We start from the raw sequence: 25,558 nt of genomic DNA, 5'->3' as shown, positions 1-25,558 counted from the left end.
GTTTTTAAAATGAAGATGACGATTGGTGAAATTGTCAAAGCAATCGATGCCGATCTCGATAATGAGACCGACGACGTGTTACAAACTGAGGTTAACGGGGTCTGTTTTGATACTCGTAAAATTCAACCTGGCCAGTTATTTGTTCCGCTGAAAGGGGCCCATGACGGGCATGATTTTGTTGACAGTGCCATCAAAGGTGGTGCGGCCGCAACCCTATGGGCAAGTGACCATGCCAACCGGCTGCCGCTGGCAATTCCCGCGGTGGTCGTTGCTGACCCGTTGGCCGCCTTTCAGGAATTGAGTCGTTATTACCTGAGCAAGATTAACCCCCGGGTCATTGCGGTGACTGGCAGTAACGGGAAGACAACGACCAAGGACATGATTGCCGCAATTTTGGGTGACGAATTTCATGTGACCAAAACGTTTGATAATTTTAACAACGAAATTGGCGTGCCATACACAATTCTCCAAATGGAATCCAACACTGAATTTTTGGTCGTGGAAATGGGGATGGACCGTCCCGGCCAGTTGGACTTTCTCTCCCGATTGGTTCAACCAGATGTTGCCATTATTACCATGATTGGCGAAGCCCATATTGAATTCTTTGGCACTCGCGATAAGATTGCCGACGCAAAGATGGAAATCACTCACGGGCTCAAAGAAGATGGCTACTTTATTTATGATGGTGACGAACCGTTGTTAACGGAGCGCGCCAAGCAGGTTAATTTTGCCCAGCGTACTTTTGGCCGCAAAAATACCAATGACGTTTATGCAACGGCGACCAGCGATGGTCAGTTTGAAACCCGGTTTACGACTAATATTTGGCCGGACCAGTCGATCACGATTCCCATGATGGGCGACTATAACGTCAATAATGCCTTGGCGGCAATTTCTGTGGGGCAAATTTATCAAATTCCCCAACTTGAGATTGTTCAAAAACTTGCCCACTTTCAAGTAACGAAAAACCGGACTGAATGGTTAACTGGCAACCGTGGTGAAAAAATCTTAAGCGACGTCTACAATTCGAATCCGACGGCGGCTAAGGAAGTTCTCAACGCTTTTAGCCGGACGAAAACTGATGGTAGACGAATTGCGGTTTTAGGTGATATGCTCGAATTGGGTGAAAAATCCCCCGAGATGCACGCTTCTTTGAAGCAGGCGATTGATCCAACCGTTATTTCAGTGGTGTATTTGATTGGCGAAGATATGCAGGCTCTCTATCAGCAATTAAAGCCGGTTTTTGCCCCTGAAAATCTCCATTATTACCATGCGGATCAACTGGATCAATTGACGGCTGATTTACAGGCAGACATCCAATCCACTGACGAGGTGATGCTCAAGGCCAGTCACGGAATTCATTTGGAAAACGTCGTTAAAAAGATGCTGGCGAAAAGTGAATAACGATTTTTCCTTGCGTAATGAATCCAAACGATGTAAACTTAATAAGTTACTTTTTAAGAAGTCTTATTAAAATAAAAGAACTGCAATACTATCGAAATTTAGTCAAGTAATTAACGCAATACGAAAAACGGACTTTTTTCAGTTAATTACGGAACTGCTAGTGTTCCAAATATAGGAGGAAACATATTTGAAGTTTAGTGAACTAGGACTATCGGACAGCTTACTTTCAGCAATTTCAAGCAGTGGTTTTGAAGAAGCCACGCCCATTCAAGCTGAAACCATTCCAATGGTTCTCAAAGGTGAAGACGTTATTGGTCAGGCCCAAACCGGGACAGGAAAGACCGCCGCATTTGGTTTGCCGATTCTGCAGAATTTGGATTTTGACAATCCAAACGTTCAGGCACTGATCATTTCACCAACCCGTGAATTAGCCATTCAGACGCAAGAAGAAATTTATCGTCTTGGTAAAGATGAAAAGGCTAAAGTTCAGGTTGTCTATGGCGGCGCAGACATTCGTCGTCAAATTAATGCCTTGAAGAGTCATCCCCAGATCATTGTGGGAACTCCCGGGCGAATTTTAGATCACATTAGTCGTCATACATTGAAGTTAGCGCACATTAAAACGCTTGTCCTTGATGAAGCCGACGAAATGCTGAACATGGGCTTTCTTGATGATATTGAATCGATCATCAAGCAAACCCCCGAAGATCGGCAGACGCTGCTTTTCTCAGCAACGATGCCCCCGCAAATCAAACGGGTTGGCGTTCAGTTTATGCGCGATCCTCATCAAGTTAAAATTAAGGCAAAGGAATTAACCACTGATTTAATCGATCAGTATTACGTTCGGGTTAAGGAATACGAGAAGTTCGACACCATGACCCGATTCTTCGATGTTCAAGATCCTGAAGTGACGATCGTCTTCTGTCGGACTAAGCGCCGGGTTGACGAAGTTTCTAAGGGATTGGAAGCTCGAGGATATAAGGCCGCTGGATTGCATGGTGACCTGACTCAGGCTCGCCGAACCCAGATTATGAACGAGTTTAAGCAGGGAAAGATCGACATCCTGGTTGCAACCGACGTTGCGGCCCGAGGAATTGATATCTCTGGGGTTACGCACGTTTATAATTACGATATTCCACAAGATCCCGATGGGTATGTTCACCGGGTTGGCCGGACGGGCCGTGCCGGTAAACATGGGGTTTCAATTACGTTTACCACCCCGAACGAAATGGACTATCTTCACGAAATTGAGAAGTTAACCAAGGTGCGCATGCTGCCTTTGAAGCCCCCAACAGAGCATGAAGCCTTTGTTGGCCAGTTAAGTAATGCCGAATCTGACATTGGTGAACTGATCAAGAAGACGAATACTGAAAAATATGAAGAGATGGCTGACAAGCTGCTCGAAGAATATGAAGCAACTGACTTGGTAGCTGCCCTATTGAATGACGTTACCCGTGATTACGTGAAGGTTAAGATTACACCTGAACGACCATTGTCACGACGACATCATGGTAGCGGCGGCCGTGGTCGCAATAATAACCGGCATGGTGGCGGTGGCCACTGGAATCATCGTGGCAATAGCGATCGTAATTCTGGCCGTAACCGGGGTCATCATAGCAACGGTGGCAACCGGGAACGCAGCCATAAGGATGATCACCATTCAGGAAGCAAACGCCGGTTCACGATTAAAAACAAATAATTAAATAACCCTTTATTAATAGGGATATGGCAAAGCTGGGGCAAATTCATTTTTGTGCCAGTTTTTGCTACTTACATAATAAAATATGGTATTATTAATTGTAACTTTTTTAACATGTGGGGAGATTTAAATGATTGCTGGGCTTGGAATAGACGTCACAGATATCGCGAGAATTCGGTCAGCGGTTGCGCATAACCATCATTTCATTGACCGGGTTCTAACTAAACAAGAAATTGATCAGCTTGAACCAATGTCCGATAAGCGAAGAATTGAATACGTGGCTGGCAGGTTTTCAGCAAAGGAGTCGTATTCTAAGGCATACGGGTCCGGACTTGGATCGGCAGTTCGATTTCAAGATTTAACAATTGTTGACAATGCCCAGGGAAAGCCCGTGGTGGTGACCCACCCCTTTGATGGGAATGCCTTTGTTTCAATATCCCATACCAATGACATTGTGATGACCGAAGTAATCTTAGAACAAAAGAATCGAGGATAAAGAATGACTGTTGGAACCTTGCGTAACGCACAACTTGTTATTAATCAGCAGGCGATCTTCAACAACGTCAAAAACGCTGTTCAGCACACTGATGACCAAACGGATTTATTTATTGTTTTGAAGGCTAATGGTTATGGCCACGGGGCGATTCAGGTGGCCAGAATTGCTGAAAAAGCCGGTGCAAAAGGATTTTGTGTGGCCATCTTAGAGGAGGCCCTGGAGCTTCGCGAAGCCGGGTTCAACGAGCCAATTCTTGTGTTGGGCATTACGGATCCCACGTTAGCTCCTTTGGCAGCCGAAAATCATATCGCCCTCACGATTAGTGCGACTGACTGGTTAGAGGAAGCTGCAACGGCGATGGCGGTTGACCCGCGACTGCCTAAATTGGCGATTCATGTTGCTCTGGATACCGGAATGGGGCGGATTGGCTTTCAAACCCCGGCTGAATTAACAGCGGGACTTGAAACCCTTCAAACCCATCAGGATGTCTTTATTTTTGAGGGCATTTTTACCCATTTTGCCACTGCTGACAGTAAGGATGATGCCTACTTTAAGAAGCAGTATGCAAACTTTCAGGAATTGATGGCAGTTGTTGCTCATAAACCGCGCTATGTCCACGTTGCGAATACGGCAACCAGTCTTTGGCACCACGTATGCGGCGCCAACATGGTGCGCTATGGGATTTCGACCTATGGCTTGAATCCTTCTGGCAGAGAGATTACCAAGCTTCCCTACGACCTGCATCCCGCGTTGACGTTTACAGCTGGTCTCAGCTACGTTAAGAAAATCGCCAAGGGCAAATCGGTTGGTTATGGCGCCACTTACACTGCCGATGAGGATCAGTGGATCGGAACCGTTCCGGTAGGTTACGCGGATGGCTTTCCGCGAAAGATGCAGGGATTCTCAGTTTTGGTGGATGGTCAGCCTTGCCCGATTGTCGGCCGGGTTTGTATGGATCAATTTATGATTCGGCTGCCAAAATCCTATGCTGCCGGGACAACGGTCACAATTATCGGTAAGTCGGGCGATCGCCAAGTCACGGTTGATGACATGGCCGACTATATCGGCACAATTAATTATGAAGTGATTTGCGAATTTGGTGAACGGCTTCGAAGAAAATATGTCTAAATGCTACTGCTTTATTCACGCTTTCATGGTATATTAGAAGGTACAGTAATCTGGAAAATAGGGGATATTACGATGAAAAAGGCGACTAATCACAAGCAATTTTCTGTAATGATTAATGATCGAGTTGCAGACCGGTTGGATCAATTTTCAACGACGATGGGCGTTTCTGAGAGTGCAGCGGTTGAAATTGCAATTAATTATTTTTTTGATGATCCAAAGTTGATTAGTGGACTGATGAAAGGGTACCGCGAAATGGCGAACTTGAACCGTGAAATCAGCCACGATTTTTCATGCTGTGAAGAAGATGCCGATGTGCATCTCGCCCAGTATCGACGAAGATTACGGAGTTTTGAATAATTTAGTGACATGGTATGACGATGGGAGGTGTGAGGGTGACTGACGTTATTTTTAAACGCGGAGACATTTTCTACGCTGATTTATCACCCGTTGTCGGTTCCGAACAGGGGGGAATGCGTCCGGTGTTAATTGTTCAAAATGACATCGGCAACCATTACAGCCCAACCGTCATTGTTGCTGCGATCACCGCACGGATCTCGAAACCCAAAATGCCAACCCACGTTGGAATTTCCGCCAATAACGGGATTGAACGTGATTCGGTCATTTTGCTGGAGCAGATCAGAACGATTGATAAACAGCGATTGAAGGACAAGGTGACCCATCTAAATAATTCGACCATGGCGAAGGTAGATAAGGCGATTCGGATTAGTTTGGGATTAGGCAAGAACGGCTGAGAGATCAGAATACATAAAGCGGCATCGGTGTGAATCGACGTCCTTGGAAAATGTGAACGTGATAATTAACCGGTCATTTTATAACAGTTTAAAATAAGCTTGCGTGACAATGGCCCGCGCTTGGAGGCTCAATCTTCGGTAAGAACTCAAAATACCGGGATTGAGTTTTTTGATAGAAAAATAGTGACGAAGTGTCACCGACTGTGATATACTATTTCCAATGATAAAAGTGACACGATGTCACTTAAAAACCATTGGAGGAATTTAAAAATGAACGTACAATTAATATTAGCGATTATCACAATTTCACTGGCACTTGTCTTTTATACGACTGGGGTTTTCTCCGAGCGTCGGTCAGGATCACTGAAGTTACGGCATCTTGGCTTCTTCGGCCTGGGGTTAGTGTTTGACTCAACCGGGACGACAATTATGTCAATGATTGCAAATGCGTCGGGGCCAACCGCTGGGACTGGTCTTCATCAAGTCACGGGAGTTGCCGCAATTGCTTTAATGGCCTTTCATTTTGCTTGGGCGGTTTACGTGCTAGTCAAAGGCTCACAAAAAGCCAAACAGACTTTTCATCGTTTTAGCCTGGTTGTTTGGCTATTCTGGCTGATACCATACATTGCCGGCCTCGTCGTTGGGATGAGTCATTAATTTTGGGAGGGAGTTTTAAATAGATGGTAAAAAAGGTAGATCATAAGACATTTGCGATGGTCATCCTCATCATTGGGGTATTCATGTCGGCCCTGGATAATGGGATTATCGCAAGCGCCTTAACAAGTATTAACTATTCATTTCACGTAAGCGAGGTTCAAGGAACTTGGGGAATCACCCTTTACACCTTGGGAATGGCAATTTCCACGCCAATTATTGGCAAGCTTGCCGACAAGTATGGCAGACGAAAATTATTTCTGATTGAAATTGCTATTTTTGCGGTTGGGTCGCTGTTGGTAGCCCTCAGCCCAAGCTTTACGCTGTTTCTGGCTGCTCGAATCATCCAGTCAGTTGGTGGTGGCGGCATCTTTATTATTGCCTCCAGTCACGTTCTGTCTACTTATCCTAAGGAAGCCCAGGGCGGCTTATTAGGCGCCCTGGGAGCGGTGAACGGCATTGCATCGGTCGTTGGCCCTAACTTGGGAAGCCTGATTTTAAACACAACCGGTCGTTGGAATTGGTTATTTCTGATTAATTTGCCAATCGCAATCTTTGTGTTAATTGCCGGCTTTATCGCCATTCCGGAGACCAAGGGCAGTCATATCAAACGTTTGGATTTAAAGGGCCTGATCTTTTTGAGCCTCGGGATCTTTGCGGTCATGTTGGCCATTACCAACTTACAAAGCGGTCACTTGCTAGCAAGCTTGCTAACGCCACAAGTTTGGGGGATTCTGGTTCTTGGAATTTTGTCATTCGGAATTTTTGTGATGCTGGAGAAGCGGGTGTCTGAGAAAACTGATCCATTTTTACCCTACCAACTTCTGAAGAATCAAGGGTTTCTGCTGACGCTGACAATGGGGCTATTGTCAGGAATGCTGATTGCAATCTTTGTCTTTATTCCGAGCTTCGTTGAACAGCGCTATGGTGTTTCCGCGGATAACAGCGGGATTTGGATGAGCGGCATTGGGCTTGGCTCAATTGTCGGTGCTGGAGTTGGCGGGACCTTGGTTTCCAAATTGGGGGCGGCTAAAACGGTGGTTGTATCCGGAATTCTTTCCGCAATTGGGTTCGGGGCGATTGGCTTTTTCAGTCCGTCAACCGGCTGGTTTCTTGGCGCTTCAACGCTCGCGGGGGTTGGCTTTGGGATGCTCATGGGCGCACAGCTTTCGGTATTGATGGCTCACTTTGCCGGCCCAAAGCAGAACGGCGTGGCATTAGGAACCCTTTCGGTTAGCCGGCAAGTTGGATTGACAATTGCCCCAACCATCTATGCGACGGTGATCCAAAATGGCTTTAGCCGGATTCCCATGAAGGAATCGCTTGAAGCCTATTACCGCCAGTTATTACAGTCGACTGCTCAAGATCAAGCTGGGCTGCTGCGGATCTTTTACCGTACCGCGCAGGCTGCCTACGCCAATCTGTTTGTCGTTGCAATCGTTGCGTCTTTGATCATTGCCGTTGGTGGCTGGTACCTGAAGCGGCGCCAAGTGGCCGCGTGATCGTTAAATTTCAGTCAGTAAGCAAAAAAGATGGCCATCCAAAGTTGGGTGGTCATCTTTTAGTTACCCGGCTAAAATCGATTGGCCGGAATTTCGGGCAAGTTTACGAATGTTTGTGATTAGGTTGGTGGTTAGCGACGTTGCTTGATGGTGATTACAATCGTGCGAAAGTCGCCATTGACACTATTTGTTTTCTTCTTTGAGGTTTTCGACTTCTGGAACCCGGAATTCTTTTCGTTCCAGAGCGGCAATAATTCTGTTCAGGCGATCCTGATCAACTTCCGCAGGGAGGGTAAACATGATCCGGTGAACCAGTTCACCTTCTTGGGCGTCCAACGAAATGACGCTGGCGATGTTGGTGTATTTAGTGATGATTTTGGCGATTTCTTCAAGGTCACCCCGTTCACCACTGGCGACCACTGTCAGGACGTAACTGCCGATGTTGACGTTCCAAGACTGAGACAGCATATCTAATAATCGCGTATGGGTGAGAATCCCGTAGAAGTTATTGCGAGCGTCTAAAACCGCGATGTAGGGAAGATCTTTGATGGAGAAGAACACTTGAAAGAACGCGGAGTTAACGTTAACAAATTTAGTGGCGTTTTTGAGAAGGGTGGTGACTGGCAGCGACATGTCACCGCCTCGGGATTTGTGGCGATAAATGTGCATTTTATAAATGTTGCCACGGAAGATAGTGCCGGTTTCATCAAGAATCGGCACACATCGGTAGCCAGAATCCTCAAGAATTTTGAGGGCTTCTTCAAGGGTGGCGTCCTCCTTGACAGTGATTAACCGTTCTTTGGGTTTAACAAGTGTTTTTAATAACATTTTAAATTCCTCCAACTTAGACTATATATGATTATCATACCATAGCGGTCCCAAGAACAGTACCGTTAGAAATGGAAAGTTCTCATGATTATTTCACAAAATTAGAAATGGGGTGAGTGAGCGCTTTTCTTGGCGGAGAACATCCGCAACAAATGAATTGATCGGCCCAAACCAGTTGGGCGTTTAGATGATGGGGATGTTGTGGCCTTACTCACCAATCCATACAAAAAGTGGCGACAATTTGAGTTGTCGCCACTTTGATTTTGACCAGAGGAGTCATAAGCGCCCGATTACAGAGCAGCCATGCCATCCTTGGTTGTCTTTTGAAGGGTCTCAGCTGATGCAGTCATCTGAGCCTTTTCTTTGTCATTCAATGGGACTTCGATCACTTGAGCGATTCCAGAACCGTTGATAATGGCAGGTGAACCAATGTAAACATCGGTCAAACCATATTCGCCGTCCATTGGGGCGCCAACGGGGAGAATGGCATTTTCATCCCGTAAGATTGCCCGTGAAATTCTCATCAAGCAGGTTGCAACACCATAGAAGGTTGCGCCCTTACGGTTAATAATTTCGTAGGCCTTGTGACGAACTTCATCCTCAATGGTATCCAAGTCGTCATCGGATAAACCGGCTTTTTTGGCAACGTCCAAGAATGGCTGGCCGCCAATTCGAGCAGCGGAGTATGCGGCGAATTCTGAATCCCCATGTTCACCAAGAATGTAGGCATCAACTGATTGTGAACTGAGATTCAGCTTCTTGCCCAAGGCAACCCGCAGACGTGAAGTATCCAGCGATGTGCCGCTTCCGAATACCCGGTTCTTTGGGAATCCTGAGAATTTTTGAGCTGCGTAAGTCAAAATATCAACTGGGTTGGCAGCCACAACGATGATCCCCTTAAATCCTGAAGCAACTAGTGGTTTAATAATCGCCTGCATAATCTTCAAGTTCTTGTTAACCAAATCCAAACGGGTTTCACCGGGTTTTTGAGGTGCACCAGCGGTGATAACAGCTAAATCAGCATCTTTACAATCTTCGTAATCACCTGAGTAAACAGTCTTAGGTGAGGTGAATACTTGAGCATCTTCAAGATCCAGGGCATCACCAACCGTTCGTTCCTTGATCACATCGACAATTACAAAGTCTTCAGCAAGTCCCTGCTGCATCATTGCAAATGCATATGAAGAACCAACCGCGCCATCACCAATTAATGCAACTTTTTGACGTTTTAGAGCCAAAAGAATCATCTCCTATTCATTTAATATCACCATAATTATACCACAGGGTCGTTTTTGGTTTCACAAATTGGTTTATAATATTTTGATTAGAACGCTTCCATCTGCATTTTTCCGACATCTCAGGCTTGCTCAGTATGTATCTAGACCAATTCAAAAACGTTTGTCATCAAACCACCATTTTCTAATGATTTTTTCTGCCCAAAATTCAGCTGGGAATTTGGCGAGCCGATCGATGAGTTGACACCCAAATATTGACGCAATATGCTATAATTTACCGGACAAACTTTTTAAGAAAAACAGATAATTGACAACGAGTTAATCGTAGCTGCTGAACTTTTTGGTTCAGCCTTTTGTGTTGTCAGAATGTGAGGAAATAATTTTGATGAAGATGATTGTTGGATTAGGCAATATTGGTCCCCAATATGACGGGACCCGCCATAATACCGGCTTTATGGTTGTCGAAGCGTTTGCTAAGAAGCACGGCATTAACATTAAAACCCGGAAGATGAACGCCAAGTTGGGATCGGATTTTTTGAATGGCACCAAGGTCTTGGTGGTCGAACCCACGACGTTTATGAATGATTCTGGCGTTGCTGTCAAGCCCTTAATGGACTATTTCGACGTGAAACCAGAAGACGTGATTGTCGTTCATGATGATATGGATTTACCCATCGGCAAGATTCGCATCAAGGACAAGGGATCTGCCGGCGGCCACAACGGAATTAAAAGTATCATTGCCAATCTTGGCTCTGAAAACTTTTGTCGCATTCGAGTTGGCATTCAACACCCGGCCAAAAATAATACGGTTGTCAATTATGTTCTCGGCCGATTCTCCAAGGATCAGCTCCCTGAATTTAAAATGGCCAGTGATCACGCTGTAAACGCGCTGGAAGACTGGGTCGACGGTACCAGTATCCCTGAACTGGAAAATCGGTACAATTAGTGAAAGGACGATAACGTTGCAATTTGATCAAATACTTTCTAAGAGTCCTCAGTTTACTCAAATTGAATCAAATCTAAAGCCCAAAAGCCGTCAGTTGGTTACCGGCATTGGCGGGTCTGCACGGACGCTTTTGATCGATAACCTGTTGAAGGCCAGTGGTAAACCAATTGTCGTTATCGTCGACACGCTTTTTCATGCGGATCAATTGACTGGTGATCTGAGTAATCTGCTTGCCGATGATCAGGTGTTTGAATTTCCAGTCGAGGAAATGGGCGCTGCCGAGTTAGCGACAAGTTCGCCAGAGTATAAGGCCCAACGGGTATTAGCGCTCAATCAGCTCATTAGTGGTGAACCGGCAGTGATCGTGACGTCCGTTTCAGGGTTGAAACGGCTTCTTCCGGCACCCGAACAGTTTAAAAGTGCCAAGTTAACCATTGATATGGATTCAGACTACGATCTTGAAGCACTAAAGTTGAAACTCCACCAAATGGGGTACGCCTTTCAAAAATTGGTTGCGGCGCCGGGTGACTTTTCGATTCGCGGCTCAATTCTCGATATTTTTCCGTTAAACAATCAGGACCCCGTTCGGATTGATTTTTTTGATACTGAAGTTGATTCGATGAGAACGTTTGACGTGGGAAATCAACGTAGTATTAAAAATATTGATAAGATCGATATTTTGCCAGCAACCGATTTGCTCATCGACAATGACCAACGGCAAAAGGTTGCCAAGCAACTCCGTGGGGAATTGACCAGTGAAATGGCTGATTTAGATGATGACGCGGCCAAGAAGCTTCAAAACACGATCGAACCGCAGATCATGGATCTTGAGAATGGATTGAACGATCCGAAGTGGCTGCTGTTTGCTAACCAATTTTATGATCAGTCCCACTCATTGTTGGATTATTTGACTGAGGATGGGGTTGTCATTTATGACGATTATTCCCGAATTACCGATTCTGAACGCCAGCTGGAAAGTGATGATAACGTTTGGTTGGCCGACAAGTTAAAGAATCATGAACTGCTCAAAACAACTAATTACACGAATGATTTTAAAACCATTTTTAAAAAGAATTCAAAAGCCACTTTAATTCTGTCCCTGTTTCAAAAGGGGCTTGGCCGGATGCGGCTTGACGCAATTGTGAATATCACCGTGCGGCCGATGCAGCAGTTCTTTTCACAGATGCCCATGCTGCGGACAGAAACCGGACGATGGCAGAAACAAAAACAGACCGTGATTATCATGGTTGCCAGCGCGCAGCGACTGCAGAAAGTTGCCCAGACGTTGGCCGACTTCGAAATAAACGCGACTCAAACCGATCGTGATCATCTTCTGGCGCACACGGTTCAGTTAGTCGCTGGTAACTTAGACAACGGCTTTGAGCTGCCAAGCGCCAACTTAGTAATCGTCACCGAAAAAGAAATGTTTGGGACGGTCGTGAAAAAGCGGCCCCGGCAGACAACCTTTAACAATGCTGAACGAATTAAGAGTTATACCGACTTAAAGCCCGGCGACTACGTGGTTCATGTTAATCACGGAATTGGGCGGTATGAAGGTATGAAAACGATGGAAGTTGACGGCAAGCACCAGGACTATCTGACGATTTCTTATCGGGATAGTGCCAAGCTCTTCATTCCCGTCACCCAGTTAAACCTGATTCAAAAGTACGTTTCGTCCGAAGATAAAAAGCCGCGGATCAATAAGCTTGGTGGTGGTGAGTGGCAGAAGACAAAGCGAAAAGTTGCTTCGAAGATTGAAGATATTGCCGACGACTTGATTGATTTGTACGCCAAACGGGACGCTGAGAAAGGCTATGCCTATCCAAAGGATGATTCACTGCAAGCGGAATTTGAAGCGCGGTTTCCCTATACTGAAACGCCTGATCAATTACGAAGTGCTGACGAAATTAAGCGTGATATGGAACATCCAAAGCCCATGGACCGCTTGTTAGTTGGTGATGTTGGTTATGGTAAGACCGAAGTGGCGTTGCGCGCGGCATTCAAAGCCGTTGAAGTTGGCAAACAGGTCGCTTTTCTGGTGCCAACAACTATTTTGGCGCAGCAGCATTACGATACGATGATGGATCGGTTCGCCGACTATCCCATCGAAGTTCGGGTGCTGTCACGGTTCCAAACGACTGCCCAGGTTCGCGAAACGCTAGCCGGTCTCAAAAACGGCACGGTTGATATTGTGGTTGGCACTCATCGATTATTGTCCAAGGATGTTCAATTTAACAATCTTGGGCTACTAATCATTGATGAGGAACAACGATTTGGCGTCAAGCATAAGGAACGGATTAAGGAAATGCGGACCGACGTTGATGTATTGACATTGACCGCGACGCCAATTCCGCGAACGCTCAATATGTCAATGATGGGGGTTCGTGATCTTTCGGTCATCGAGACGCCGCCTTCAAACCGGTATCCCATTCAGACATACGTCCTTGAACAAAATGCCGGGACGATCCGGGAAGCAATTACCCGGGAAATGGCTCGTGGCGGCCAGGTCTTTTACCTGCATAATCGGGTTGAAGACATTGAAAAAACCGTTGAGCAAATTTCTGAGCTGGTTCCCGAAGCCCGGGTTGCCTACATTCATGGCCAGATGACTGAAAATCAACTGGAAGATATTCTCTATGACTTTATTAACGGCGAATACGACGTGTTAGTGACCACGACAATCATTGAGACGGGCGTTGACATTCCCAATGTCAACACGCTGTTCGTGGAAAATGCCGATCATATGGGACTCTCCCAGCTGTACCAGTTGCGAGGACGAATTGGCCGCAGCAGTCGGGTGGCGTACGCCTACTTTATGTATCAACCCAATAAGGTACTGACAGAAATCGGTGAAAAGCGCCTGGAGGCCATTCGTGATTTTACTGAATTGGGGTCCGGCTTCAAAATTGCGATGCGGGACCTATCAATTCGGGGCGCTGGGAATCTACTCGGAAAGCAACAGCACGGCTTCGTTGATTCCGTTGGCTATGACCTGTATACCCAGATGCTGGGGGATGCCGTTGCCAAGAAGCGCGGTCGCAAGGTGGCCTTTAAAACTGACACGACCATTGAACTGGACGTTGAGGCATACTTACCAAGCAGCTACATTCAGGATAACCAACAAAAAATTGAAATTTATAAACGCATTCGCCAAATTGAAAACGAGGATCAGCTTCACGAAGTTGATGATGATTTGATCGATCGATTTGGTGATTACGGGCAGCCGGTGGCCAATTTGCTGAAAATCGCTGAGATGAAGATGTATTCGGACGAGTCGATGATCGATAAAATTCACCAAGACGGCCCCCGAGTCACGTTAACCTTTGCCCCGCAAGCCAGTGACGAATTTAGCAGTAAGGAACTGTTGGCAGCGATTGCCGCAACGAAATTCAGAGCAACGATTAACAGTGCCGATCATAAATACCAGATCGTTTTGACGGTTCAGCCCAACATGACTGATTGGCTCGACCAAATTATTGCCCTGAACCAATCGCTGGCTAACCGGCGAAAGCAGCACCACAGCAGCAAGGTAACTTCCAATGACAAATAATTCCCGCCGCAAGCAGGTCTTAACCGGGACCTTCGTGTTAACCGCCAGCGCGTTCATTGCCAAATTATTAAGTGCCGTTTACCGGGTGCCGTTTCAGAACATGGTTGGTAACGTCGGCTTTTACGTTTACCAACAGATTTATCCCATTTATGGGATTGGAATGACGTTTGCCCTAAATGGGCTGCCGATGTTTATTTCCAAACTGGTAGTAGACGTTCGGGATCCTGCTGATCAAATTGCCTTAATTCGGCGACTGCAGGTCTTTCTGAGTATCATTTCACTTATCATCTTTCTAGGATTGCAGTTTGGCGCGCAAACCATCGCGTTGGCCATGACTGACGGCCATTTGGCACCCGTCATTCGCGCGGTGAGCTGGATGTTTCTGTTTACCCCTTTTTTAGCAACCTGGCGGGGTTATTTTCAGGGCAGGCTGGAGATGGGGCCAACCGCATATTCCCAGGTCATTGAACAAGTGGTTCGGGTCACGGTTATCTTAGTGATTGCCGGCTGGGCGATTCACGCGGGGGCAGATCCCTATATGATTGGGGAGTTGGCAATGTTCTCAGCCCCGGTTGCTGGGGCTTGTGCACTTCTCGTCCTGCTCTTTACGGTGCGTCGGAAACAACTTCCAAGGCCTTCGAAACGGGCAAACTTAACCCCTTTGTTTCGCCGATTGATTTTTGAAGGCGGAACGCTTTGCCTGGTCTCAGCCGTTATGCTTTTGCTACAACTGGTTGATTCCTTTTCCGTGGTTGCTGGTCTGCGGCATTTTGGCTTATCATTTGCCGCCGCCCAGAATCTGAAGGGAATCTACGATCGTTCGCAAACCTTGGTTCAGTTGGGAATGGTGGTTACAATGGCGTCAACCACTGCCGCGCTGCCAAGTCTCTCGTTAGCTCATGGAAGGGGCCAACAGACGACGTTTGACCATTTGGCGGCGACAGAGATGCGGGTTAATTTTGCGCTGGCTTTGGCCATGAGTGCCGGATTGTTTGTTTTGATGCCCCAGATCAATACACTGTTGTTTTCCTCGGCTGACTTGAGCTTGACGATTGGCGTTTATTGCGTCAGCATTGTGTTGGTGACGATCATTTTGACCGCCAGCACCATTCTTCAAGCCGTTGGCCGGTACCGGGCGACGATGGCGGCAATTATCAGCGGGGTGATCGTCAAAATCTTGATCAATCATTGGCTTGTGGCAAGATTTTCGGCTATGGGGGCAAGCGCTGCAACCCTGATCGGCCTGCTTGTGATGATGATTGTTCTCCGAGTTTTAGCGGCCCGCCAGCTTGCCCATCTGTTTAACGGATTGCAGGTTCTCAAACTCCTGGTGGTGCTGGCTGCGATGAGCGTGCTAGTTAAGCTCATCACGAGTGGCATTGCGGTGGGCTTTCAAATTCCATTAACACGAATGAGTGCCATGATTGAAGTGGTGATCGGTATTCCGGTCGGCGTCGGGATTTTTCTGCTTGGCTGCCGGGTGCTTAACGTTTTTTCACTTCGAGAATGGTTTGCAATTCCGATGATTGGTCGGTTGATGCGATTACTAAAAATTTAAGCGAAATATTGAAAGGATGCACACTAGATGAGAATCGATAAATTTTTGAAAGTTTCCAGAATTATCAAGCGTCGTTCCGTTGCCAAAGAAATTGCCGACCAGGGCCGAATCACCATTAACGACCGGACGGCTAAGTCTTCTTCCGAAGTGAGCCCCAATGATACCCTGGTGATTAAGTTTGGTAACAAGACCCTCACGATCCGGGTTAAAGAGTTATTGGACACCACGAAAAAGGACGATGCGCAGCGAATGTATGAGATTGTCTCAGAAGATTATGAACGCGATTACAAAAATGAGTAAATTTAATTCTTAAGAACGTCCCGATGGTATAGACAAACATTTTTTTATTGCTATAATTTAACTTTAGAAAGTGTTTTATCAGGGGGATTGAACATGGATCAACAACGGCAGAAGATTAGAAAACTCGATAATTCCTACACCCGGCAACGTGAGCGGGACTTTCAACATGCTCAGGCTGCAGCCTCAATCCGCCGTCGCCGGAAGAAACGGGCTTGCCTCATCATGGCTGTATTCATGTTCTTTGCGTTGATTTTTGCTGTCCAAATTGTCCGGGCGAAGGTCAATTATGCTTCGGTTAACGTGCAAATTACCAAGCAGGAGAAACGGGCTAAGAAGGTTCAAGCGACCCATAAGCGGCTAACTGCAGAGGTTTCACAACTTAATGATAAAAATTATGTTGAACAATTGATTCGGGATCGTTATTACTACACGAAGCCTGGGGAAACGGTTTATAGTTTTCCGAACCAGGCCCCCAAAGACGTGAATGATGACGATCAGTAGTAGTTTGAAGTTCATTATAAAACTGTGATAAATGATTGATGATTGCTGTCACTTCAGCGGTCATCTTTTTTGAATGGTTGGGGATGCCCAGCCGCAATTTGGAAATCTGATGAAGGATTGCCTCATGAATTTTTAATTAGATTTCCCGAACTAAAATTAAATATGCTATACTGGTTACACTTAGAACTTTAGGAGGAACAATTTTTTTAATGGCAATTGAAGTTGGGGAAAAAGTTAACGGTAAAGTTTCCGGAATTACAAATTTTGGTGCATTTATTGATTTAGGTGATCATCGAACTGGTCTAGTTCATATCAGCGAAGTTTCTGACGGATTTGTTAAGGATATTCATGATGTCTTAAAAGTCGGTGATGAAGTTACCGTCAAGGTTTTAAAGATTGAGGGTAACAACAAGATCAGTCTTTCCATTCGAAAGGCGCAAGATTCATCAGAATCCGAGGGTCATCACGAATCCAATCACAGTAATTATTCTCACCATGGCGGCCACGAACATGATCGTGAAAATGGTCATGAGTCTCATGAGAATTATGGGCATCATTCCCGTAATAATCATGGCAATAATCATGGTGGCCATTCAAGTAACCGACCAGAGAGCTTCGATGACTTAATGTCAGGTTTCCTAAAGCAAAGCGAAGATCGGCTTGCAACGCTGCGAAAGAACACCGAGGGTAAGCGCGGTGGTCGTGGCGGTAGACGAAGTTAAAATGCGTTATCGTTAAAATAGCTGAAGAATTGGCACAGGGCTGAATGGCTTGGTGCCGATTTTTTATTTATCGTTGAAAAAAGGGGGGCACCATGACATTACAGCAAAAATTTGACCAAATCGTTCAGCAAAATGATTGGTGGCAGGCCGGCCAACGGGTGGTTGTCGCAGTTTCAACCGGGGTTGATTCCATGGTGCTGCTGGATTTGCTCCAGCACTTGGCCACAAAGGCCCCGGAAGTGATTGTTGCCTACGTGGATCATCAACTTCGTGACCAAAGCCGCCAGGAAACGGCTTTTATCAAGGACTACTGTCAGGCTCATCAATTAACACTGGCAATGACGACTTGGCCAAAAGCCCAACATCCTGGTGGGGGGATTGAAACGGCCGCCCGCAAATTTCGCTACCGGTTTTTTGGCCAGGTGTTGGATAAATGGCACGCGGCCGTCTTGCTTACCGCGCATCACGGTGATGATTTGGCGGAAACGATGCTCATGAAATTGGTTCGGGGCGGTCAATTGGCATCGTTAGTCGGGATTGCCGACTGCCGATCAATCGCCAACGGGAAGCTTGTTCGGCCACTGCTGGATATGAGCAAGCAGGAAATTCGCGGTTACGCTGCCGATCAGCATCTCACCTGGTTCGAGGACGCGACTAATCGGGATCTTGGGATTGAGCGTAATCGGATTCGTCACCAGGTGCTGCCAGAATTAAAGCGGGAAAATCCGCATGTGTTACGCCATTTTCGCGAATATTCTCAACAACTCACTGATTACCTGGATGCGACTGACGAACTGGTGGGCGCCGTGGTAGATCAAGCGGCGACTAAAAGTTCGGATCAAAATGAAATGGTATTGAATCTTAATCAGCTTCCCACTTCCAGACAGGGACTTTCCCTGATACTGGCGTTCGTGATTGAAAAACGCATGGGAATCGTTGACGTGACTCACGGCGCCCGCCAGCAGTTGAACAACCTGGTCCTTAATTCCGCGCTTCCCCAGGCAACCATGCCGCTGCCACATGGCGGGATGGTGATTAAATCGTACGGGAAGCTGATTATTCGTAAAAAAGACCACCAGCCGGTAATTCCGGCTGAAAAAGCTCAGCAATTTATGGTAATATTAGACCGTTGGTATTCGCTTCAAGCAGGCGGCCGGTTTGGCCTTTTTCACAAACGACCGGACGGCCGCTACAAGGTGACAGCCATGAGGTTAACGGCTGAGCAGCTGCCAGCGATGGTGCGTCCTTGGCATCACGGTGACCGGATTGCCCTCAAAAATGGCGGCCATCAAAAGGTCCACCGGGTCTTAATCGACGCAAAGGTACCTAATGACCGTCGCGAACGGGTTTCGGTGTTGGTCGCTGCGACTGGCGATGTTTTAGCGGTTTTGGGGATCAAAAGTCGGCCAATGATTAACCCAGATGCTCCGCAATTGTACTTGGTCGAAAGTAATCAGTCATTTTTAGAAAGAAAAGGAATTGATAATGGATAACGACATTTTAAAGGTACTTTACAGTACTGACGAGATTCACGCGGCGTGCAGCAGACTTGGGCAACAAATCCAGAAAACGTATGCCGATAAAGTCCCGGTCGTCATCGGGGTCTTAAAGGGTGCAACGTTCTTTATGTCTGATATCGTCCGTGAGATTGATACATACATGGAAATTGATTTCATTGATGTTTCAAGTTATCATGGAGCAACTCAGTCTTCAGGCCGGGTTGACCTCATTACGGATATTTCAACGGACGTCGCCGGCAGGGATGTTCTGATTATTGAAGATATCGTTGACACCGGGCGGACACTTAAGTTTTTGATGACCAATCTTTCCGAGCGGGGGGCTAAATCCATCAAGGTTTGCACGCTGCTGGATAAGCCTGAGGGCCGCCAGGTTGAGGCGAAGTCCGATTTTATCGGGTTTCAGGTTCCGAATGAGTTTGTAGTGGGGTATGGTTTGGATTATGATGAAAAGTATCGAAACCTGCCTTACATTGGGGTACTAAAACCTGAGATTTATACAAACAATTAATGGTCAAACTTAGTCAATTGTGGTAGTATTTTGACTATCAACATGAATTAATTTTTTGAGGAGGACGTTGATGAACTCAAATAAAAATGGGCTTTTTAAAAATAGTCTATTTTACATTGTCATTTTCCTGCTGATCATGGGGGTTATCTACTTCTTTAACGGAAGTAATCAGACTACCCAATCACAAGAGGTCCAATCAAGTCAATTTGTGAAGGACTTAAAAAATGACAAGGTAAAAAGCTTTTCAATCCAGCCTTCAGGCGGTGTTTACAAAGTAACCGGTGAGTACCGACAGGGCCAAAAGGCAAAGGTGACGACTGGTCTGTTTAACTCTGGAAATCAGAGCCAGTCCAAGAACGTTACCAAATTTACCACTAGCGTCCTTGAGAATAACTCCTCAATTGCTGAAATCACCAAGGCTGCGCAGTCGAACAATATTAAGATGAATGCAAAGCCTGAAGAGTCAAGTGGCTTTTGGGTAAACTTATTAGTTTACGTCTTGCCGCTACTGTTATTTGTATGGTTCTTTTACATGATGATGGGCCGTGCTGGTGGCCAAGGCGGCGGAAATGGCAGAGTGATGAACTTTGGCAAATCCAAGGCCAAGCCAGCCGACAGTAAGCAAAATAAGGTCCGATTCTCAGATGTCGCCGGTGAAGAGGAAGAAAAGCAGGAACTGGTTGAAGTTGTTGAGTTCCTGAAAGATCCTCGTAAATTCACTACCTTGGGTGCGACGATTCCACATGGGGTTCTTTTGGAAGGGCCTCCCGGCACTGGTAAAACGTTGCTTGCTAAAGCGGTTGCCGGTGAAGCTGGCGTACCGTTTTACTCAATTTCAGGTTCAGATTTCGTTGAAATGTTCGTTGGTGTTGGTGCCAGCCGTGTTCGTGACTTGTTTGATCAAGCCAAGAAGGCTGCGCCAGCCATCATCTTCATTGATGAAATTGATGCCGTTGGTCGTCGCCGGGGTGCCGGTATGGGCGGCGGACATGATGAACGTGAACAAACTTTGAACCAACTGTTGGTTGAAATGGACGGTTTTAGTGGGAATGAAGGCGTGATCGTTATTGCTGCTACCAACCGTGCTGACGTGTTGGATCCTGCCTTAACCCGTCCTGGTCGTTTCGACCGGAAGATTTTGGTTGGTCGTCCTGACATTAATGGGCGAGAGGCAATTCTGAAAGTTCACTCTCAGAATAAGCCGTTTGCCAACGACGTTGACCTTCATGAAATTGCCAAGCAGACGCCAGGATTTGTTGGGGCCGATCTTGCCAACCTGTTAAACGAAGCAGCTTTACTTGCCGCTCGGCGTAACAAGACCAAGATTGACGCCAGTGATATTGACGAAGCCGAAGATCGGGTGATTGCCGGACCTGCCAAACGCAACCGGGTCATTTCCAAAGAGGAACGGGAGACCGTTGCTTATCATGAGGCTGGTCATACCGTGGTTGGCTTGGTTCTGAATGACGCTCGGGTTGTCCATAAGGTAACAATTGTCCCTCGTGGGCGAGCTGGCGGGTACGCAATCATGCTGCCGCGTGAGGATCAGCAACTCATGTCCAAACGAGATGCCATGGAGCAAATCGCTGGTTTAATGGGTGGCCGAGCCGCCGAAGAAATCGTCTTCAAGTCCCAGTCATCTGGTGCTTCAAACGACTTTGAACAGGCAACTAACATTGCTCGTGCCATGGTTACCCAATACGGGATGAGTGAACGTTTAGGCAACGTTCAATTGGAAAATCCCGCTCAAGATACTTATGGCCCGCGTTACTCTCAAGAAACTGCCGCCGCAGTTGATGAAGAAGTTCGTCGTTTGACGAATGAAGCTCATGAAACTGCCAAGAAGATTATTGAAGAGCATCGTGACAAGCATAAGTTGATTGCCCAAGCTTTACTGAAGTATGAGACCCTTGATGAAAAGCAAATTCTCTCCCTTTGGAACACTGGTAAGATGCCAGAAAGCGCCAAGACAAGTGAATTTCCAAGTGAACGGGCGGCAACTTTCGAAGAAGCCAAGCGGGAATTGGAACGTAAAGAGGCTGAACGTCAAGCGGAACTTGAAAAGCAAAATCAGGATGGTTCAGATGATCAACCCAAAGATTCTACGAATGGGTCTGATGATCAGGAAAAGCCCGATGATGTTTCACAAAACGATCAAAATCAAAATCACGATCATCCAGATCAACAGGATCCTGACGATCGTAACTAGATTAACGAATAGGAATGAGGCTGGGACAAACACGTTGTCTCAGCCTCATCTTTTGTTCCAAATATTTTATAATCACGGCGTGTGATTCAAAACCATTTACTAACAGGCGAGAAAGCGAATCCTTTATACGGTTAAAATTGAAGCTGGTTAAATGAGTCGTTGGCGTCTTACGTACTTGGATACTATTTAACTGTTTATTTTGAGAATGGAGACGATGTTATGAAAGATTATTTAGTAAAGGCCACCACTACAGATGGCATGTTTCGGGCCTATGCCACCAATGCAACGGCAACCGTTGCCACGGCACAGAAAGATCATCACACTTCACCGGTTGCAATTACCGCCCTTGGCCGGACACTTATTGGCACGATCATGCTGGCGACTTCGGTGGATAAGAATGGTGAAGCGATAACCGTTAAAGTTGATGGGAAGGGACCCCTCGGGCAAATTGTGGCCGACGGAGATTCACAGGGGCGTGTGAAGGGGTATCTTCAGCATCCTCAATTCAGCATTCCGGCCACTTCTCAGCATCAGGCACGCATTGGCGAAGCGGTGGGCACCAACGGCTTTCTTGAAGTAACGCGGGCTTCCGAACATGATGACCCCTATACGAGTAGCGTTCCCCTGGCATCTGGTGAAATTGGTGATGATTTAACCTATTACCTTGCCCAATCAGAACAAATTCCGTCGGTTGTTGGCGTTTCGGTATACGTCAACGATGATCTTTCCGTGGGGGCTGCTGGTGGTTATATGGTTCAAACGCTTCCTGGCACGACTGATGAGGCGATCAATAAGGTGATTGATCGGATCAAGCAGATTCCCCAAATTTCGCAGTTGTTGATGGATAATCAAACCCCAGAAGACATCCTGCACTTGATTTTTGGCAAGGGAAACTTACACTTCCTTTCGAAAATGCCGGTTGAATTTTATTGTAATTGTTCTAAGGAAAAGTTTGCCCGGGACCTGACCGGATTGTCGGTTGCCCAGCTTGAAACCATGATGAAAGAAGACCACGAAATTAACGTGACGTGTAATTTCTGCCAGTCGAAGTATCATTACAACGATGACGAGTTGGCGGCCATTATTGCGACGGCAAAAGCCCGCCAAAGCAAGTAAGTCTGGTATTCAATTTGGCGAAGATGTGATAATATACGAAGATGTGATAATATACAAGGCAGACTTTTACATGAATGAGAATTGAATTTTGAGGTGAAATATATGGAATGGAAAATTGGCGACGTCACGATTCCCAACCAGGTGGTTGTTGCACCCATGGCTGGGGTGACGAATTCAGCTTTTCGAATTATTTGTAAGGAATATGGCGCTGGATTGGTTGTCTGCGAAATGATTTCGGACCGCGGCATTATGTATAAGAATAAAAAAACCCTTGATATGATGTTTGTCGATCCCAAGGAACACCCAATGAGTATTCAAATATTCGGCGGTACCAAGGAGACGTTGGTCCAAGCAGCTAAATTCGTTGATCAGCATACGGCTGCCGATATTATCGATATTAACATGGGCTGTCCGGTTAATAAGGTCGTTAAAACTGATGCCGGCGCTCGTTGGTTGTTGGACCCTAAGAAAGTATATGAGATGGTTTCCTACGTCACCGATGCCGTTAAAAAGCCGGTAACCGTTAAGATGCGGACTGGTTGGGACGAAGACCATATCTATGCGGTTGAAAACGCGTTGGCTGCTGAACGGGCGGGTGCATCCGCCCTCGCAATGCATGGCCGGACTCGCAAGCAAATGTATATGGGTCATGCAAACTGGGATATTCTCAAACAGGTGGCCGAGGAAATTCACATTCCCTTTATGGGCAATGGGGATGTTCGCACCCCCCAAGATGCTAAAAAGATGCTTGATGAAGTGGGCGCAGACGCGGTGATGATGGGGCGAGCAGTCGAAGGGAATCCTTGGATTCTGACGCAAGTTACCCACTATCTTGAAACTGGCGAGCTATTACCAACCCCTACTCCTGAAGAAAAAATTAGGACTGCCAAGGAGCATTTGCATCGTTTGGTTGAACTGAAGGGGGATCACGCGGGATCCCATGAATTTCGCGGCCAGGCCGGCTATTACCTTAAAGGGATTTCCCATTCTGCTCGGACGAAGGTCGCCATTGTCAATGCCGAGGGAGAACAGGCGATGGACGACATTTTTGACGAATTTCTGGAGAAAAACGCCAAGCGTCAAGCGACTCGTCAACGAATGGCCCAATAAAGCAGCCATTTTTGTGGTATCATTTAAATAGCTTATTTTCGTAGGAGGTTAGACATTGGCCAAGGATAAAGAAATGAATGATCAAATGATCGTTCGGCGACAAAAGATGAATGAATTACGTGAAGAGGGAATCGATCCGTTTGGACATCGGTTTGTTCGCTCACATCTCGCTGCGCAACTTCACCGGGAATTCGATGATATCGATAAAGATGACCTGATGGATATGGATAAAAAGGTGACCATCGCTGGTCGAATGATGGCAAAGCGTGGTAAGGGAAAAGTCGGCTTTGCCGATCTCCAAGACCGCACCGGTAAGATACAGATATACGTTCGTAAAGACATCGTTGGCGACGACGTTTACCATATTTTCAAGCGTTCAGATATTGGTGATCATTTAGGAATCAAAGGACAAATTATTAAGACTGATATGGGTGAATTAACCGTTCGTGCCGAGTCAGTCACCTTTTTGTCCAAGGCACTTCGCCCATTACCAGATAAATGGCACGGCCTTCAAGATAAGGAGCAGGTCTATCGGCAACGATATCTTGATTTGATTTCAAATCCTGAAAGCTTTGAACGTTTCCATAAGCGGAGCCACATTATCACGGCGATTCGCAGTTATTTGGATTCTCATGACTATCTGGAAGTTGAAACACCGGTGTTACATAATCAGGCCGGTGGTGCGAACGCTCGCCCATTCATTACCCATCATAATGCTCTGAACATCGATCTTTATCTGCGGATTGCGCTCGAACTTCATTTAAAGCGTTTGATTGTCGGCGGCATGGAACGGGTTTATGAAATTGGCCGGGTTTTCCGGAACGAAGGAATGGATACGCGGCATAATCCTGAATTCACCATGCTTGAATCATACGTTGCCTATTATGATTTTCACGACGTCATGGATGAGACTGAGGGCATTTTTAAGGCTGCTGCCAAAGCGGTGACGGATGATAATATCATTACTTATCAGGGCCATACGATTGATCTCAGCAAGGAATTTAAACGTCAACATATGGTTGATGCGATTAAAGAGTACACTGGGATTGATTTCTGGAAACCGATGAGTGATGAAGATGCCAAGAAATTGGCCGATGAACATCATATTCATTACGAGAAATGGTGGAAGACCGGTCATATCATCAATGCCTTCTTTGAAGAGTTGGTTCAGCCTAAATTGGAACAGCCAACGTTTATTTATGGCCATCCGGTTGAAATCTCACCTCTGGCTAAGAAGAACGCTGACGATCCGCGTTTTACTGATCGGTTCGAGCTCTACATTTTAACCAATGAGTTTGCAAACGCCTTTACCGAATTGAATGATCCAATTGATCAACGCCAGCGATTTGAGGCGCAGGTCAAGGAACGTCAAGAAGGTAATGACGAGGCTGAGGGTATCGATGAAGATTACGTTGAGGCCTTGGAATACGGAATGCCGCCAACTGGTGGTCTGGGAATCGGTATTGATCGTTTGGTTATGTTATTGACTGATGCCCCGTCTATTCGGGATGTCCTCCTGTTCCCAACAATGCGTCCGGAAGACAATTCCCAAACTGAATAACTAAAATTGATTGAAGTTCTATAAAATCTTTTGATTTTGTGGAGCTTTTTTTGTCACTAAAAAGCCGAATGCGGTTTGGCTCAGTTGGCCGTTTGTTTCACCTATACCACTTTATAAACGAACGGCATCCGGATAAAATGTGGCTATCGTTCGTGATTTGAAGAATACGGTTTTTTTTCATCCGGGTTTTATCAGCTTTTTGGTCACAGATCCGTGATTTGTTTTCACATTTCCCTTGACGAAACGCTGAATTTTAGGTATA

The 25,558-nt window shown here is 46.2% G+C and carries 22 protein-coding genes; 20 read left to right on the top strand and 2 right to left on the bottom strand.

What is annotated here, in order from left to right; genetic code table 11:
* Positions 1–9 precede the first annotated feature (9 nt).
* The 8 genes from FD47_RS03260 (at position 10) to FD47_RS03225 (ending at position 7,632) form a co-directional block, all read left to right on the top strand.
* Positions 10–1,401 carry a UDP-N-acetylmuramoyl-tripeptide--D-alanyl-D-alanine ligase gene (locus FD47_RS03260; protein WP_056980044.1) on the top strand — a complete coding sequence of 464 codons (1,392 nt, stop codon included), beginning with the start codon at positions 10–12 and terminating at the stop codon, positions 1,399–1,401.
* Between the two features lie 187 nt (positions 1,402–1,588).
* Complete coding sequence (cshA, locus tag FD47_RS03255) at positions 1,589–3,100, top strand: degradosome RNA helicase CshA (protein ID WP_008213309.1); 1,512 nt, start codon at positions 1,589–1,591, stop codon at positions 3,098–3,100.
* 130 nt (positions 3,101–3,230) lie between these two features.
* Positions 3,231–3,596: a holo-ACP synthase gene (gene acpS, locus FD47_RS03250; RefSeq protein WP_054733044.1), complete on the top strand. Its 366-nt coding sequence runs from the start codon at positions 3,231–3,233 to the stop codon at positions 3,594–3,596.
* Positions 3,597–3,599: 3 nt separating this feature from the next.
* Positions 3,600–4,724: an alanine racemase gene (alr, locus tag FD47_RS03245; protein WP_054733047.1), complete on the top strand. Its 1,125-nt coding sequence runs from the start codon at positions 3,600–3,602 to the stop codon at positions 4,722–4,724.
* A 72-nt stretch (positions 4,725–4,796) separates the two neighbouring features.
* On the top strand, positions 4,797–5,081 hold the full coding sequence (locus tag FD47_RS03240; protein WP_040537852.1) for a hypothetical protein: 285 nt from the start codon (positions 4,797–4,799) through the stop codon (positions 5,079–5,081).
* 14 nt (positions 5,082–5,095) lie between these two features.
* Entirely contained in the window at positions 5,096–5,476 is a 381-nt protein-coding gene (locus FD47_RS03235) for a type II toxin-antitoxin system PemK/MazF family toxin (RefSeq protein WP_008213314.1), read from the top strand.
* Positions 5,477–5,746: 270 nt separating this feature from the next.
* Entirely contained in the window at positions 5,747–6,133 is a 387-nt protein-coding gene (locus FD47_RS03230) for an HsmA family protein (RefSeq protein WP_056980043.1), read from the top strand.
* Between the two features lie 23 nt (positions 6,134–6,156).
* Entirely contained in the window at positions 6,157–7,632 is a 1,476-nt protein-coding gene (locus tag FD47_RS03225; protein WP_054733050.1) for an MFS transporter, read from the top strand.
* A 183-nt stretch (positions 7,633–7,815) separates the two neighbouring features.
* Here the strand turns inward: FD47_RS03225 and cbpA are convergent, their stop codons facing one another.
* Both cbpA and FD47_RS03215 read right to left on the bottom strand, forming a co-directional pair.
* Positions 7,816–8,460 (bottom strand): cyclic di-AMP binding protein CbpA, encoded by a 645-nt coding sequence (cbpA, locus tag FD47_RS03220; RefSeq protein WP_008213317.1) that lies wholly within the window; start codon positions 8,458–8,460, stop codon positions 7,816–7,818.
* A 290-nt stretch (positions 8,461–8,750) separates the two neighbouring features.
* Positions 8,751–9,707 carry an L-lactate dehydrogenase gene (locus tag FD47_RS03215; RefSeq protein WP_054733053.1) on the bottom strand — a complete coding sequence of 319 codons (957 nt, stop codon included), beginning with the start codon at positions 9,705–9,707 and terminating at the stop codon, positions 8,751–8,753.
* A 373-nt stretch (positions 9,708–10,080) separates the two neighbouring features.
* Here FD47_RS03215 and pth point away from each other — a divergent pair, with 373 nt between their 5' ends.
* The 12 genes from pth to lysS all read left to right on the top strand — a co-directional run bounded on the left by pth (position 10,081) and on the right by lysS (position 25,296).
* Positions 10,081–10,641, top strand: a complete 561-nt coding sequence (gene pth, locus FD47_RS03210) for an aminoacyl-tRNA hydrolase (RefSeq protein ID WP_054733055.1) — start codon at positions 10,081–10,083, stop codon at positions 10,639–10,641.
* A gap of 16 nt (positions 10,642–10,657) precedes the next feature.
* Positions 10,658–14,191 (top strand): transcription-repair coupling factor, encoded by a 3,534-nt coding sequence (gene mfd / locus FD47_RS03205; RefSeq protein ID WP_056980042.1) that lies wholly within the window; start codon positions 10,658–10,660, stop codon positions 14,189–14,191.
* The gene (locus FD47_RS03200; protein ID WP_056980041.1) at positions 14,181–15,749 is read left to right on the top strand and encodes a putative polysaccharide biosynthesis protein; all 1,569 of its coding nucleotides are present in this window, start codon (positions 14,181–14,183) and stop codon (positions 15,747–15,749) included. Before mfd ends, FD47_RS03200 begins: the two co-directional genes overlap by 11 nt.
* 27 nt (positions 15,750–15,776) lie before the next feature.
* Positions 15,777–16,049, top strand: a complete 273-nt coding sequence (locus FD47_RS03195; protein ID WP_008213323.1) for an RNA-binding S4 domain-containing protein — start codon at positions 15,777–15,779, stop codon at positions 16,047–16,049.
* Positions 16,050–16,142: 93 nt separating this feature from the next.
* Positions 16,143–16,550, top strand: coding sequence for an FtsB family cell division protein (locus tag FD47_RS03190; protein WP_054733057.1), 408 nt, complete (start codon positions 16,143–16,145; stop codon positions 16,548–16,550).
* Between the two features lie 209 nt (positions 16,551–16,759).
* Complete coding sequence (locus FD47_RS03185; RefSeq protein ID WP_008213325.1) at positions 16,760–17,272, top strand: S1 domain-containing RNA-binding protein; 513 nt, start codon at positions 16,760–16,762, stop codon at positions 17,270–17,272.
* A gap of 92 nt (positions 17,273–17,364) precedes the next feature.
* Positions 17,365–18,765 (top strand): tRNA lysidine(34) synthetase TilS, encoded by a 1,401-nt coding sequence (tilS, locus tag FD47_RS03180; RefSeq protein WP_056980040.1) that lies wholly within the window; start codon positions 17,365–17,367, stop codon positions 18,763–18,765.
* On the top strand, positions 18,758–19,300 hold the full coding sequence (gene hpt, locus FD47_RS03175) for a hypoxanthine phosphoribosyltransferase (RefSeq protein ID WP_054733066.1): 543 nt from the start codon (positions 18,758–18,760) through the stop codon (positions 19,298–19,300). Before tilS ends, hpt begins: the two co-directional genes overlap by 8 nt.
* 70 nt (positions 19,301–19,370) lie before the next feature.
* Complete coding sequence (gene ftsH, locus FD47_RS03170; RefSeq protein ID WP_054733070.1) at positions 19,371–21,509, top strand: ATP-dependent zinc metalloprotease FtsH; 2,139 nt, start codon at positions 19,371–19,373, stop codon at positions 21,507–21,509.
* A gap of 219 nt (positions 21,510–21,728) precedes the next feature.
* Positions 21,729–22,625 carry an Hsp33 family molecular chaperone HslO gene (gene hslO / locus FD47_RS03165; RefSeq protein WP_056980039.1) on the top strand — a complete coding sequence of 299 codons (897 nt, stop codon included), beginning with the start codon at positions 21,729–21,731 and terminating at the stop codon, positions 22,623–22,625.
* Positions 22,626–22,727: 102 nt separating this feature from the next.
* Complete coding sequence (gene dusB / locus FD47_RS03160; protein ID WP_054733072.1) at positions 22,728–23,735, top strand: tRNA dihydrouridine synthase DusB; 1,008 nt, start codon at positions 22,728–22,730, stop codon at positions 23,733–23,735.
* A gap of 55 nt (positions 23,736–23,790) precedes the next feature.
* Complete coding sequence (lysS, locus tag FD47_RS03155; protein ID WP_008213334.1) at positions 23,791–25,296, top strand: lysine--tRNA ligase; 1,506 nt, start codon at positions 23,791–23,793, stop codon at positions 25,294–25,296.
* Positions 25,297–25,558: the final 262 nt, after the last annotated feature.

The sequence above is a fragment of the Lentilactobacillus parafarraginis DSM 18390 = JCM 14109 genome (assembly GCF_001435895.1).
Lineage (GTDB): Bacteria > Bacillota > Bacilli > Lactobacillales > Lactobacillaceae > Lentilactobacillus > Lentilactobacillus parafarraginis.
This window is presented reverse-complemented; position numbering and strand designations above follow the sequence as displayed.

Excerpts from the sequence above, each read along its gene's own strand:
- FD47_RS03260 (WP_056980044.1), top strand. The coding sequence starts at position 10 with ATGAAGATGACGATTGGTGAAATTGTCAAAGCAATCGATGCCGATCTC.
- acpS (WP_054733044.1), top strand. The coding sequence starts at position 3,231 with ATGATTGCTGGGCTTGGAATAGACGTCACAGATATCGCGAGAATTCGG.
- alr (WP_054733047.1), top strand. The coding sequence starts at position 3,600 with ATGACTGTTGGAACCTTGCGTAACGCACAACTTGTTATTAATCAGCAG.
- FD47_RS03240 (WP_040537852.1), top strand. The coding sequence starts at position 4,797 with ATGAAAAAGGCGACTAATCACAAGCAATTTTCTGTAATGATTAATGAT.
- FD47_RS03235 (WP_008213314.1), top strand. The coding sequence starts at position 5,096 with ATGACGATGGGAGGTGTGAGGGTGACTGACGTTATTTTTAAACGCGGA.
- FD47_RS03230 (WP_056980043.1), top strand. The coding sequence starts at position 5,747 with ATGAACGTACAATTAATATTAGCGATTATCACAATTTCACTGGCACTT.
- FD47_RS03225 (WP_054733050.1), top strand. The coding sequence starts at position 6,157 with ATGGTAAAAAAGGTAGATCATAAGACATTTGCGATGGTCATCCTCATC.
- cbpA (WP_008213317.1), bottom strand. The coding sequence starts at position 8,460 with ATGTTATTAAAAACACTTGTTAAACCCAAAGAACGGTTAATCACTGTC.
- FD47_RS03215 (WP_054733053.1), bottom strand. The coding sequence starts at position 9,707 with ATGATTCTTTTGGCTCTAAAACGTCAAAAAGTTGCATTAATTGGTGAT.
- pth (WP_054733055.1), top strand. The coding sequence starts at position 10,081 with ATGAAGATGATTGTTGGATTAGGCAATATTGGTCCCCAATATGACGGG.
- FD47_RS03200 (WP_056980041.1), top strand. The coding sequence starts at position 14,181 with ATGACAAATAATTCCCGCCGCAAGCAGGTCTTAACCGGGACCTTCGTG.
- FD47_RS03195 (WP_008213323.1), top strand. The coding sequence starts at position 15,777 with ATGAGAATCGATAAATTTTTGAAAGTTTCCAGAATTATCAAGCGTCGT.
- FD47_RS03190 (WP_054733057.1), top strand. The coding sequence starts at position 16,143 with ATGGATCAACAACGGCAGAAGATTAGAAAACTCGATAATTCCTACACC.
- FD47_RS03185 (WP_008213325.1), top strand. The coding sequence starts at position 16,760 with ATGGCAATTGAAGTTGGGGAAAAAGTTAACGGTAAAGTTTCCGGAATT.
- tilS (WP_056980040.1), top strand. The coding sequence starts at position 17,365 with ATGACATTACAGCAAAAATTTGACCAAATCGTTCAGCAAAATGATTGG.
- hpt (WP_054733066.1), top strand. The coding sequence starts at position 18,758 with ATGGATAACGACATTTTAAAGGTACTTTACAGTACTGACGAGATTCAC.
- ftsH (WP_054733070.1), top strand. The coding sequence starts at position 19,371 with ATGAACTCAAATAAAAATGGGCTTTTTAAAAATAGTCTATTTTACATT.
- hslO (WP_056980039.1), top strand. The coding sequence starts at position 21,729 with ATGAAAGATTATTTAGTAAAGGCCACCACTACAGATGGCATGTTTCGG.
- dusB (WP_054733072.1), top strand. The coding sequence starts at position 22,728 with ATGGAATGGAAAATTGGCGACGTCACGATTCCCAACCAGGTGGTTGTT.